General features: G+C 44.4%; 12 protein-coding genes. 6 read left to right on the top strand and 6 right to left on the bottom strand.

All coding sequences use genetic code 11. The features are described from left to right. The coding region (locus G395_RS0126570; protein ID WP_026632793.1) for a transposase at positions 1-252 on the top strand (252 nt) is incomplete at its 5' end. A gap of 146 nt (positions 253-398) precedes the next feature. On the opposite strand, the gene G395_RS0126565 is transcribed toward G395_RS0126570, so the two are convergent. The 4 genes from G395_RS0126565 to G395_RS0126550 all read right to left on the bottom strand — a co-directional run bounded on the left by G395_RS0126565 (position 399) and on the right by G395_RS0126550 (position 4,062). Further along, positions 399-821, bottom strand: coding sequence for a hypothetical protein (locus tag G395_RS0126565; protein ID WP_026632792.1), 423 nt, complete (start codon positions 819-821; stop codon positions 399-401). Positions 822-1,087: 266 nt separating this feature from the next. Next, a complete protein-coding gene (locus G395_RS0126560; protein WP_026632791.1) occupies positions 1,088-1,474 on the bottom strand; it encodes a helix-turn-helix domain-containing protein in 387 nt (128 codons plus the stop codon). Positions 1,475-1,619: 145 nt separating this feature from the next. Continuing rightward, positions 1,620-2,600, bottom strand: a complete 981-nt coding sequence (locus G395_RS0126555; protein WP_026632790.1) for a hypothetical protein — start codon at positions 2,598-2,600, stop codon at positions 1,620-1,622. A 49-nt stretch (positions 2,601-2,649) separates the two neighbouring features. Further along, positions 2,650-4,062, bottom strand: a complete 1,413-nt coding sequence (locus G395_RS0126550; RefSeq protein ID WP_026632789.1) for a tyrosine-type recombinase/integrase — start codon at positions 4,060-4,062, stop codon at positions 2,650-2,652. 1,082 nt (positions 4,063-5,144) lie between these two features. On the opposite strand from G395_RS0126550, the gene G395_RS31440 reads away from it, so the two are divergent. From G395_RS31440 to G395_RS31435, 4 genes are all read left to right on the top strand, one after another. Beyond that, positions 5,145-7,499, top strand: a complete 2,355-nt coding sequence (locus G395_RS31440) for a PAS domain S-box protein (RefSeq protein WP_169720100.1) — start codon at positions 5,145-5,147, stop codon at positions 7,497-7,499. Positions 7,500-7,685: 186 nt separating this feature from the next. Then, the gene (locus tag G395_RS30640; RefSeq protein WP_051350433.1) at positions 7,686-8,102 is read left to right on the top strand and encodes a response regulator; all 417 of its coding nucleotides are present in this window, start codon (positions 7,686-7,688) and stop codon (positions 8,100-8,102) included. Positions 8,103-8,122: 20 nt separating this feature from the next. Next, entirely contained in the window at positions 8,123-9,277 is a 1,155-nt protein-coding gene (locus G395_RS0126530; protein WP_035362160.1) for an acyl-CoA dehydrogenase family protein, read from the top strand. A gap of 5 nt (positions 9,278-9,282) precedes the next feature. Further along, positions 9,283-11,181: a sensor histidine kinase gene (locus G395_RS31435; RefSeq protein ID WP_051350432.1), complete on the top strand. Its 1,899-nt coding sequence runs from the start codon at positions 9,283-9,285 to the stop codon at positions 11,179-11,181. A gap of 205 nt (positions 11,182-11,386) precedes the next feature. Here G395_RS31435 and G395_RS0126520 read toward each other — a convergent pair whose 3' ends face one another. Continuing rightward, positions 11,387-11,950: a GrpB family protein gene (locus G395_RS0126520; protein ID WP_035362159.1), complete on the bottom strand. Its 564-nt coding sequence runs from the start codon at positions 11,948-11,950 to the stop codon at positions 11,387-11,389. Positions 11,951-12,125: 175 nt separating this feature from the next. Further along, the gene (locus tag G395_RS0126515; protein WP_026632786.1) at positions 12,126-12,476 is read right to left on the bottom strand and encodes an MBL fold metallo-hydrolase; all 351 of its coding nucleotides are present in this window, start codon (positions 12,474-12,476) and stop codon (positions 12,126-12,128) included. A 365-nt stretch (positions 12,477-12,841) separates the two neighbouring features. On the opposite strand from G395_RS0126515, the gene G395_RS0126505 reads away from it, so the two are divergent. Further along, a partial coding sequence (locus G395_RS0126505; RefSeq protein ID WP_026632784.1) for a transposase occupies positions 12,842-13,119 on the top strand: 278 nt, incomplete at its 3' end.

The raw sequence follows: 13,119 nt of genomic DNA, 5'->3' as shown, positions 1-13,119 counted from the left end.
CTGACTGTCTTCTTTGACTTTCCATTGGAAATCCGCCATATCATTTACACCACAAATCTCATAGAGAACCTAAATGGAAAAATAAGAAAGTACACCAAGAACAAACTGTCCTTTCCGACTGATGAAGCAGTAATGAAATCGGTATATTTGGCCCTAAGGGAGGCTTCAAAAAAATGGACCATGCCGATCCGAAACTGGGGCATGATCCTGAATCAATTTTTAACTATTTTTGAAAATAGGGTCAGGCTATAAGCTTTGCCCAGCCCCGATTGAAAAGTTTACACAGTTAATGAGATAGTCCCTTTTTTAACTTCGGGTGATCTAGAGGTGATGAATTTAACCCCATTACCTTTTGAAGTGACTTCTGCAAAGCTCAGGTAGTAGGACTTAGTTGAGTCCTACTTAATTTTAACCGATTCAATAATCTGTACGAACGTATTTTCATTACTGCTTCTGCCGAAAAGCGTCAATCTAATTACCCCCAAATTATAATAGATCCCGATCAAGCCTTCGCCAGGTTTTCTTGGCTTCACCATCTTTGTTGGGTAACCATCCTGATTACTTTCTGTAATGATATGCGTTTTTGACGTTTCAGCAGTAAATGTATACGAATACATACCATAATCGTAGGCCAGAGTGTCCTTGCCATCGGTAATGCCTCCCACCTTAGAATCGTAGCCCTGGGCGCTGAATTCTTTCCATTTTGAAGGTGCTTCAAGTGTGAATGCGTCGAAATCGAATGTCTTCCATTCGCTTCTTGGTTCTTCTTTATTGCAGGCCAGCAACAGGCAACAAATTGTCAGATATATAATGGTTTTCATAACATCTGGTTTAATGTTTTTTGTTAAGAAACGGTTTTTGATCAAATGGTTGCAGCACCTAGATTACTTGCTAACCGTCTGTAGCCTGTAGCAGATAACCTCCCTTTCCTGCCACCGGTGCTGGCCGTGATCTGACCGTTTAGAAAGATCCAAAATGTGTATCATTTCGTTATCTCAGGAATCAATGCATCACCTTTAACCACCTGACCGAGTTTTTGCGGCACCTGCCCTTAGACAGTTGAATTAGTATTTTCATCGCGGCTTTGCTATGCTGCCTGCGGCATTTTCTCATTTATAAAGATTTCCAGGGGTAGTCCTAAGTGCTTATGAAGGTTATGAATTTGCTGCAAGGTAAAGTATCGCTTCCGGTTAAGTATTTCAGATACTCTTGATTTGGGACCTATGAATTGCTCCAAATCTTTATTTTTCCAGCCATTTTCTTCCATCAAATATTTGATTGCGTCAATCGGATCCGGATAAGGTATAGGATTGTGCGTTTGTTCATAAGCATGCACTAAAGTGCTTATGACATCAAGTTCGTCGTCCAATTCAGAATGAGGGGCCGGAACTAGAATAAGTAATTCATCGATGCGCCTAAGGGCATTTTCATAGTCTAATGCCGTTTTTATGGGGGGTACAGTTTCTGTACTCATTGCTTAGATTTGAATTTGGTTGGAACGATTATATGCTTTACACGATATGGGCGTCAATCTTATCATATCCGGCATGTGTACCAATTCACCTGATATAGACTATTTACCGGTGTGCCAGGATCACAGTATGACTTTTCGCGATACTTTAAATTGAACTGTCGATTCCCTTCTTGTTTCTGCCAATAGCAGCCAAAGCGGGCTCTTCGGATCCTTTTCTGGTCACAGCTAAAATTGGCGACTTGCAAATTTTAGTATCCGAAGAAATGATACCATTTAGGTAACCAGTTGTGAACGGCTTGGCCTGAGCATTTGAAACGTATTGAAAATTCTCTATAATCCAGCTTTCAAGTTCCGCCTTACTGCAGGAAACAATCAAATTCGCTTCAATGAGCTGTTTGAATGTATCTGCAAGCTGATTGCCATTGCTGTTGAAAAGCAGTTTCTGCTTAGGAGAAATATTATTGTTCAGCAGCGTGAATAACGGTTGTTGGTCTTTTTCTTCAAAATACTCCTTGAAGATCTTGAAAAATTGCTCGGCGATACCTTCGACAAATACAGGATAGCGGCGGATTCGTATTGCCGTTGGTTCACCCTCAGTTATCTTTTTCTCCTCGGGATATTGATCTCCCGTTTTTTCAAGCGTACTGATTTCTGTGATAAATTCGGCCAGGCTTTCTTCTCTTGCCCGGATTGAATCGCAGAGGTCTTCAACGAACTCTGGGGTAACGATTGCATATGTCTTATCAGGTTCCAGAAGATCATTATAGAAGATTTCTGCAAATTCAATAACAAGCAGAAAGTTGTCCTTCAAGTTTTCTCCGTTCGCAGGGTAATGACGAAAGTAATTTTCCCAAAACCTGTTGAATAGGGATAAAAGCTTCTTTGCCTGACCCAAATATGCTTTTCGTCTCCCAGGATCTGCGCCAATGATGTCAATGACGGCCAAGTCCTTTAAAATCTGCAAGCGCTTAGCAAACTGCAATGAGAAATGTGGGGTCTGATGGGTAATATCATATCCTGATTTGAAGACCGGGCCTAGCTCCGCAGGCTTGCGTTTGTCTCTTACTTCAGTTAGTCGAAGGTCAAATTTTTGTAAGAATGTGAAATATTCCTTGAAATGCTCCATGCTTAATAAAATCTAGTACAGACTATCAGACGATGCTTGCGGTCAAAAACTACAACAGCGCGCTGAGATATTTCTTAGTTTTTTCATCGTCAAAACTGCCTAAATAGCTTTCCGTCGTTGAAATCGAAGTGTGGCCGAGCGATTGGCTAATGAAAGCAAGTGGTGCTTCTGATTGGAGAAGGATCGTTGCGAAGGAATGTCTGGCGCTGTATGTATTAACGTCTCCTGTGATTTCATTAGCGGTCGCAATGTCCTTCATGTATTGATTTGTGATTTTCACCACCTGGTTGATTACAGTCTTTTGTCTTTCTGGTGTCATATCGTGCTCCAAAAACGGGAAGACATAATCCTTCGGGTTTTTGCTCTTTACCGCCCAGCGTTCAATAATATCAAAAGTTTCTTTGAACAAGGTGACTTTGATCGTGTTTTGGTTACCCCTGGTTGAGCGAGCAGTCTTTTGGCGGATAAAGGTTAATCGGTCGCCCTCTATATCCTGCCAGCGGACACGACAAATGTCATTCATGTTCATCCCATTACATAAATAGGAAAAAACCCATAGATCACGGCTTCGCTGTTCAAATCCTGGATTACATTTATGCGTTATGATTTTTAGTACGTCATCCTTGCTGAGTGCTTTTTTTGTATTGCTGCCAGCTGGTATCATATACCTTCTCTTGCCAAAAGGGTATAACTCCCTATTCATAATGCCCGCGTCAATGGCGTCATTACAAACAGATCTGATGTGCCGGCAATATATGCCAACGGTTGTCAGGGTAGCGGGGGACGAGCTTCCTTTCGGTCCCCTACGTTTTCGACCATGCTTGAGCATCCATTTCTCATAACTTGTCAAAAACGCTGGAGTCAGATATTCAAAGCGGAGTACAATCTCCTTTTTCTTCGCCTCCTTGATTGGTAGGGGCGGTAGGTTCAGCAATTCCTGACGTTGCTTTTCGGTGAGAGACTCGAGAAAACGTAGTAATGAGGTGGACGTTGAAGTGTAGCTCAATGCATTTCCAATCCGGCCTTCCTTGTTCATATCGTTTGCTTTCAAAGTGAGAGCCTGAATGACATTGTTTTTATCCCTTGTCTCTTTGCTAGGCTTCGATTCCTGACCAAACATACTTATCTCATATGCGAATCGCTCAAAGCTGAAGTCGTCATCAAGCTTGCCCACAATTGTCCGGGCTCTGCCCAGGAAACTTTCAACTTCCTTGCCAGTATACTCTTCCTCATAAGTACTTCCGAAAAGCTTGTTCCATAACTTCCTTCTGTAGTCGTTTTTCACTTGTCCGGGCATACCGGATTTGTGCTTTTTGAGAAAGTCCCAGTCCTGCTCTGAGATTTTCAAACCAGTCGTAAAAAGTCGTTGTTTTCCCTCATGAGAAACCAACCATTTTATTACACCTTCATCACCTTTTGAAGCTCGTTTGTCAAGGAATAAATTTACCGTTGTAGCGCTCATGATCGTTGGTCATTTCGTTCTAGTTGCAATAAACTTGCAATAGTAAATTAAAAAATAACGAAAGACATCACCAAATAAATCGAAAAAATAAATTTTCAATATACTGATAATGAAGTAATTGTATAAATATCGAAAAATAGGTGAAAACAAAAAAAGGCGTATTTTATGTGACTGTTAATCAGAGGGTCGTTGGTTCGAGCCCAACTTCGGGAGCGTGAAAATGAAGCACTTACAAGATAAAACTTGTAAGTGCTTTTTTATTTGCAAACAATTTGCAAACATTTGGCGGGTGAAGTATCCCTATGCTAACGCAGAGTAAAACGCTGTGATGCCAACAGGAATATTAGCAAGTAATGGGGTGCTAGGGCCGAAGTTCGAATCTCATATCCGGACATTGATCTAAGTTATATACAATGAAAATTGTAAGTGGCATTTTTTAGGTCGAACATTTTTTGTCATGATGATTGTTTTGTGGGTTCTGAGTAGGCTAGATGTTACAATCTCTATCATTCTCAGCTCTATTAGCCACATCGAGGAAGTTGAAAACGATCACTTTGACCTCCGGTTCATCCCATAAGTTAGTCAGAGTGCGGTAATCGGCTCGCCCGGTTGGGTATGTGCCTGTGGCAAGACGAGCTCAAGCAATTGGCCGTAATCAGGGTGCCCTAAAGCTGACGCCACTTGTCCCGTCCGGTCGGCATGCCCCAGCCGGTGATCCGTTCCGCCGAAGGGCTCCTGAAACACTTTTACAGTCCCGGTCCAACAGTGTAACGCTGGCTTAACTATGCTCGATGAGTTTTAACTGAAGCGCACTTCACCGGGCTGGTCTGTTCAATATGGGAAAGTGAATCAATTGGAACCATCGTTAGATATATTTATTTGTGCCTGGAAGCACTGGTGAATCGCTTTAAGCAGGCCTGGTTGTAGCGCCGAGTAGAAGCCCCGGGCGATACTATTGTTTAGACCACTTGTCCGGTATAATTTTGTTGCGTAATATCGCTTAATAGACTGGTCGTCCGCTTGGGCCGGTTAGCTCTTCCATCTGGACGGGCTCATACATTCATCCCGCCTAAATGTTAGTCATGGATATCCGAAAACAATGGAGTGCCTTACCTGATGAACTTGAGAAAAGCCAGCAGCTTGCCCACCTCCCCTTATTAAACCATTTGCCGGTCGGAGTTTGCATTTGTGATCAACACGGGACGATTATATACTTTAATTCGAAGGCGCAAGAACTTTGGAAGAACGCCCCGGAAAGTCCATTGCAGAAGTTTTGCGGCTCATACCGGCTTTACGATCCTGACGGCTTGCCGCTGCCGCACAAAGATTCGCCGATGGCACGTTGCCTTGGTGACGGGCAAGAAATTCATGGTTGCGAATTGTTAATAGAGCGACCAGACGGGGCGGTTTTCGATGCGAGCGCTAATGTTGTGCCAATTCAGGACCAATACGGGCAAGTAATAGGTGCAATCAATTGCTTCAATGACATAACCACGCAGAAGGCTGCCTCGAAGGCTTTGCAGAAAGAAGCCGATGAGATGCAGGACTATCTTGAAAATGCAACTATAGGCCTCCACTGGGTGGGCGCTGATGGCATAATCAAATGGGCTAACCGGGCTGAGATGGATATGCTGGGTTACAGTAAAGAAGAATATGTCGGCCATCACATTTCGGAGTTCCATGCGCACGCCCACAAGATTGACGACATTTTAACGCGCCTTAATGCAGATGAGGCCCTTAACCAGTATGAGTCCGAACTGGTGTGTAAGGACGGCAGCATTAGGACTGTTCACATCAGCTCCAGTGTTTACCGCATTGACGGGCAGTTTATCCACACGCGGTGTTTCACGGTAGATGTTACTGACCAGAAGCACCTTTTTTTGCAACTGGAGGACAGTGAGTACCGTTATCGCAAGTTGGTAGAAGGGTTGCCAGCTGCTTTTTACACAACCGATGCCAAGGGCTACATAAATATGTTTAATCAGGCTGCGACTGAACTGTGGGGACGCCGGCCTGTGCTTGGGCAGGACCTATGGTGCGGCTCTTGGAAAATTTTTCGCCCTGACGGCTCTGCTATGCCGCTTGACAGTTGCCCCATGGCCGTTGCCCTGAAAGAGCAAAGGCCGGTTTATGGCGAAGAGATCATAGTAGAACGGCCGGACGGGTTCAGAAGGCATGTGTTACCTTATCCACGGCCAACGTTTACTGCAGACGGGCAGTTGACCGGGGCGGTTAATATGCTAGTTGATGTAACGGTTTTGAAACAAGCTGAGCAAGCGTTGAGAGAAAGTGAAGAGCGTTTTCGAAATGCAGCCGATACAGCCCCTGTAATGATATGGATGGGAGAGACAGCCAAGCACCGTGATTTTTTTAATAGCTGCTGGATTGAGTTTACGGGACGCAGCGCCGAACAGCAGGCGGGCGCAGGTTGGATGCAGGGTATTCATAATGAAGATATTGCATACGTTGAAAACGCAATTGATTCAAGCTTTGCTGCAAAGTCGGAGTACAAAATTCAGTACAGGCTGCGCAGGCATACGGGGAATTACCGCTGGGTACATTCGCAAGGAAGGCCACGGTATACCCCGGACGGGAACTTTGCAGGTTACATTGGCACTGTCATTGATATTCACGAGCAGAAGCTGCGCAAAGCGGTTTTAGAGAAACATGTGCAGGAAAGGACAAAGCAGCTCTATGATGCAAATGAAAAGCTGGAAAGGTCTAACAAAGAGTTGGAGGATTTTGCATATGTAGCCAGCCATGATTTGCAAGAGCCGTTAAGGAAAATCAAATCGCTAGGCAGTTTGCTCGTAAATAGACATATTAACGCCATTGGAGAGGACGGGGCCGACCTGATTAAAAGAATGCAATCTGCGTCAGAACGCATGGGCCAATTGATTGATGACTTACTCACGTTTTCTCATGTAACGAGTATGCACCAGAAGAGCGAGGTGGACCTACAGGAAGAAGTGAAAGGCGTTTTACTGGATCTCGAGACTGCAATTAGGGAAAAGGGTGCAGATATACAGGTCGGCAAGCTTTTGCCCATCAATGGTTACGCGCCACAAGTCAGGCAATTGCTTCAAAACTTGATTGGCAACGCTTTAAAGTTTACTGATCCTGGTAAAACCGCCGTCGTTAAGATTTCGTCGCAAGTCGTAAAAGGTAAAGATGCAGGATTTGGCCTATCCGGACGAGAAGGCGAGCAACAGTTCCAAGTAATTGAGGTCAGCGATAATGGCATTGGGTTTGATCAACAATATGCTGGCCAAATTTTCCAGGCGTTCCACAGGTTGCATCGTCGAAGTGAGTTTGCCGGCACAGGACTGGGGCTGGCGATTGTTAAAAAAGTGATAGAAAGACACAACGGATATATAAAAGCAAACGGCAACCCTGGTGAAGGCGCAACGTTCCGGATGTTGTTGCCAATTCGATAAACGACCTGTACGCGCTCCATCATGGACAATGCTTTGGCAGTAAGGCCAGATATAATGGAACATTGTAAACGGCTCGAATATCGTTCGAGACGGAGATTTGGCTATGAAATAACTTTGATGTTCAGCTTTTCTTGTAGCGCTGCCTGCCAGCACTTATTGGAATGATTTTTGTTACTTACGGCTCGCATGTTTATTAAGACCTTACTTAAAATGCATATACTTATTGCCGAAGACGATCAGGACGACCAGGAAATTATCAAGCTCGCCCTGGACCGCTTGGATGTCAATATTAGCCTTAAAATGGTGGAGAATGGGCAGCAGGCGCTAGATTATTTAAGTCTTCTGGCTGACGATCAGCTGCCATGCATGGCTATTTTAGACATGAACATGCCTGTAATGAACGGCCTGCAAACACTTGAATTAATGAATGCTCAGCAAAGGTGCAAGCAAATCCCGAAGGTGATTTTTTCTACGTCTGACTCTGCGGATTATAAGGCGAAAAGTTTGGATCATGGTGCTGTGGATTATGTAGTTAAGCCTTTGTCCTTAAAAGAATTTGTTGTTTGTTTGGACAAAATGATTGACTACTGCAGAGGCAAATAAGTGTAACATACATTTCTGGGATGGATTTAAGTACAATTGTAGACAAAGCTCGTGAAATTGCACATGAAGTTACCTTAAACGAGGTGGTTACCGCCGATTCACAGGGAGTTTGGGTACAGAAAACGATGGAGGCGCTGATGCAGTCTAAACTTACCGGACTAGTGGCTCCCAGCGACTGCGGGGGAATGGGGCATGGGCTGTTTGCCCTTACACGGGTATGTGAAGAGCTGGGTAAGGCTTATGCTTCTGCCGGCCTTTGTTTCGGAATGCATTGTGTGGGAACAGCCGTTATTGCTTCAAAGGCAACGCAATGGCAAAAAGAAAGTTATCTGCAGCCAATTGCAGAGGGAAAGCATCTAACTACACTGGCATTGAGCGAACCAGGGACAGGCTCGCATTTTTATTTTCCACAAACAGCGCTGCTGGCCCTTTCAGAAGACGAGTTTATTATCACCGGTGGAAAGTCATTTGTAACAAATGGCGGCAGGGCCCATTCTTATGTGATCTCAACAATGGCTGCAAGTGAAGATGCGGGGCCAGGACAGTTTTCATGTGCTATACTGGACGAAAACAGCCTCGGAATGCAATGGGGGAAAAAATGGGACGGGCTCGGAATGAGGGGAAATTCCTCAATTTCTTTGAACCTGAATAACATCCATATTACCAGTAAACATATTCTTGGCCAGAAGGGGGACCAGCTTTGGTATGTCTTTAATGTTGTGGCTCCTTACTTTTTAATGGCCATGGCTGGCACTTACCTCGGTATCGCTGAAAGCGCAATTCAGGAAGCTAAAAGTGTCTTGCTAACTAGGCATTATACATTCAATGGCAGCAGTCTATCCCATGTGTCAATCTTACAGCACCGTCTTGGTACTTTGTGGGCAAAAGTAGAAAGCACGCGCAGACTCATATACAGTGCGGCTATGGGCGGTGACAGCGGTGCAACAGATGCCGTTTTAAGCATTCTTGCCGCAAAGGCAGAGGTCGCGAAATGTGCAGTGGACACAGTAAATGAGGCTATGACAATAGCAGGCGGGATCGGGTATCAGCAAAACGCCAGGCTTGGCCTTCTTTTGAGGGACGCCCGGGCAGCAGATGTGATGTCGCCTACGACGGATCTGCTCTACACATGGATCGGACGGTCTCTACTGGATCTGCCGCTGCTTTCTGAATAATATCAATGGTAAATTCAATACTTCATACCGGACTTGGCGTGCATGAAAAGCGCATCAAAAATGAACTGGATGCAGAAAGCGATTTGAGCCTGGCACCCTACAACGAAAGCGACCCCGATCTGGCACTTGCGGAAGTTCTTATCATCGGCCCTCAGGAAACGCAGCCCATACGGTTGGTGCAAAAGTTATACGCTTCAGACCCTTTATTGGCCGTGCTTCTTCTTGCTGAGCCTACCGAATATGCTACGGTAAAACAATCGATACAGTTCGCCGCCCAGATCGGTATCAATACTATCTGCATTGCATATACACCAACGGTGAAACTAGCCTCCATCATTTTAAATGCAGCGCTTAGGACCAGACAAAAAAGAAGCTTTCGAAGGCTAAAGCTCTCTACGCGAAACCTAGTTGTCGGCCAGCCTTTTGCGGCTGTCCAGGCGGTTCATTTGGGCAGTTTTCTAGACCAGGCACCGGTCGGAGTAGTGCTTATTGATCCGGTTAGTGGGAAAATTGAGGCCATGAATGAAAAAACGAGGCGGATTCTCAAATTTGGGGATGACAATGTAAATTCAGTTACCCTTCAAAAGCTTTTTAAGGACTATCCTTTTGAAGCGATTGAGGATCTGCTTCAAAACAGGACCAGTCAACCTACCGAGCTCGAATCCTTAAGTCAAACCATTGAGGTGACAGCAACGGAAACAGCCAATGAAGGGCAAAGCCAGCACATAATGCTCTTCATATCAGATGTCAGCAGCAAAAAAGATGAGCAACGGAAAATCAGGGTTATACTTGAATCACTACCTCAAATGGCATTTACGCTTGATAGTGAAGGGAAAGCTGATTTTTTTACCCAGACCTGGTACACTTATACAGGCCAGTCCGAATTAACTGCCCAAGGAAGCGGTTGGCTGGATTGTATTCATCCGGATGATCTAGGACGATTAAAGGATAAGTTGGAACAAGCTTATCGTTCTGGCAAAAACTTTCAATATACTGCTCGCGTGTGTAGTGCCGCTGGCCCTTACCGGTGGCACCTCGTCCGTGCCGTAGCGGTATATAAGCAGCAAGGGGAGGTTCAACTCTGGACCGGCTCCTTAACCGACATACATGATCAAGTCTCTTTGACCGAGGCATTAGAACAAAAAGTTTCGGAGAGAACGCAACAGCTTCTGGCCAGCAACATTGAACTAGAGCAGTATGCACGGGTTGCGAGCCATGACCTTCAAGAGCCCCTTCGCAAAATTAGCATATTCACGAATATGGTTAAAGATCAAAGCGCTGGAAAGCTTGATGACAGCGCTGTAAAGTATCTTGACAAGGTTTTGGCAACTGCGGCACGAATGACCCAGACCTTACGCGACTTGCTGAGCTTTGCGCACCTTGGCAAGAAAGAGGAATTTAGGGAAGTCGACCTAAACGACGTTATCGCCCAGGTGATTGAGGACCTTGAGCTCGTTATCGCTCAAAAGAACGCTTCCATTAACACCTCGCGGCTTCCCGTTTTGCTGGCGGCACCTTCCCAAATGCGACAGCTTTTCTATAATTTACTTAATAATGCACTAAAATTTTCCAAGGCGGACCATGCGCCGCTCATTTCGATTAGGGCGAAAGCCTTACCGGCCAACCGGATTTTTAATTATCCTGAACTAGACCCTTATAAATCCTATCACGAAATTGAAATTAAAGACAATGGAATCGGGTTTGAGCAAAAATATGCGCAACAAATATTTTCCATTTTTCAACGGCTGCATACGACTTCAAGCTATGAAGGGACTGGCATAGGGCTAGCGATATGTAAAAAGGTTGTACTTAACCATGGGGGCGCAATTTTTGTATTATCCGAACCCGGCATAGGCAGCCGGTTTGGCATCATCCTGTCAGCTTCCCCTAAAAGTGATCGTTGAATAAATGGAGCTTTCCAATTATATTTTCACAAAGGAAAGGAACATGAAGAAGAATCGATTCAGCGAGGCCCAGATCGGGGCCATTCTAAGGCAGCAGCATAACGGGCAAACGGTGTCCAACTTCACTACCTAATGAAATAAGTTATTAAGTGCCAAATTTCACCTTGGTGAAATAGCAACTGTTAGCAACAAGATTAACGCGGTATCATATATCACTTGGAGGGTTTGACCAGTTTACAGCGGATGCCCATATTTCTGCTCCTGCCATCAATACATCAAAAACCGGGTCTTTAATTTCGTAATACGCAAACAGATCATTAGGAAAGTGGTGGGCAAGGCTTAACTTAATTGCTTCATAAGCTTTTGCAGCATGCGGATGGGTGCGTAAATAGTCCCTGCACAGTAATGGGTATCGCTCGTTGAACATGCCACGCTTGCGTACATGAAGATTTACGGCAGGACCATCCAGCTTAAAAAACCACTTATACAGATCTTCATCTTCAAGATCATCCCGTCCAGGAGGCCGATGGTCTAAGAGATTTGTGATTCTGGTAAAGCCAATCTGAATCAATTCTTTTTCCATTTGTAGCTCAAAGGCATTTACTGAAATCTGGATATCAACAATTTCCTTTGCTGCCAGCCCCGGAACAGCCGTGGAGCCAATGTGATAAATGCTCATGGGCCAGGCGCTTAGCGCATCCTTAATCAAGGTGGCGATCTGTTGAAACTGCAACGGCCAACCCGGCTGATAGCGAACAATCTGAATCATTCGGTTTGTGTTAATAACAATTGCCTTGCGGCCAATATATAGATCTTAATTTATGAGAACTGATTTGATTGCAATCTCATAGAAACAACTCGTTAGGGTAATCTAACATCCAGATGTCCAACTGGTCTGTTACTGATATCGTCGTATTAAATCCGTAAACAAGTTTTTGGGGTTTTCAACCATTCCTCCGTGAAAACAAACTAAACGGGTAATGTCCATGGCCGCAATCTTTTGACCGAAGCGATCGCCTGAGGTAAATCAAGTGTAAATGATGGATTAGCAATGTCCAGTGCTCCGTTCCGATATGGTCCAGGTCATGATGGGTAATAATAATGTCTGTTACCATGGCCAGTCCAGACCCAATTTGCTTTAATGCATCTTCCAGTAAAGGCCCAAGAGCTGGATAGCCGCAATCTACCAGCGCTTTTCGTTGACCATTGTCAATATACACAGGATAGATTGCATCCGTTTTAGTGCCAGATGGAAAAGTAATTTTCAAGGGAGTAATAAGCAGTTTTTCAGACATTTAAGTTATAATTGTTTATCAGGGATAATCATGTTCTCATAGTCCTGGTTTGATCCTTCCATTCCAAATCTGGTGGACATTCAGAATATGACTCATGAGCTTTACGCACCTGTCAGATGGTTGAGCTATATCTGCCTGAAAAACATTTATAATCTGTTGGTTTGCCCAGCTGTTGTACCTAATTAAGTCTTTATTGAACGTATCCATATAGAATATTTGGCCATGAAACACTAGCACAAATTTACAAATCTCTTTATACTTCATTTTCCTTCTTACCATAGCAACAGGAGGTAAAAAAAGGAAGGGCGAAGAACCTTGAGGTGGCTCCAAAAAACGGCACACATTTTTGCACATTATGATGCAGAATGAAAGACCCCAAATCATTAAAGACTCGTCGGAGCTACGATGCTGATTTCAAGCAAGAAATGACCAGGATGTTGACTTCGGGCAGAAGTGCGAAGGAAATTTCGGAGTCATTTGGAATTGCCGAGAATGTTCTCTATCGTTGGAAAAGGATGGCAACAAAAAAGACAAAATCGAATAGCGGAGAAAAGGTTAGCGACAGAGCAGCAAAGTTGGCTGGCGAAGTAGCAAAACTACGTGCTGAGAACGAGCGCTTAAAAACTGACCGCGAAATCTTAAA

Origin of the sequence: Dyadobacter alkalitolerans DSM 23607, from assembly GCF_000428845.1 — a bacterium.
GTDB classification, from domain to species: Bacteria; Bacteroidota; Bacteroidia; order Cytophagales; family Spirosomataceae; genus Dyadobacter; species Dyadobacter alkalitolerans.
This window is presented reverse-complemented; position numbering and strand designations above follow the sequence as displayed.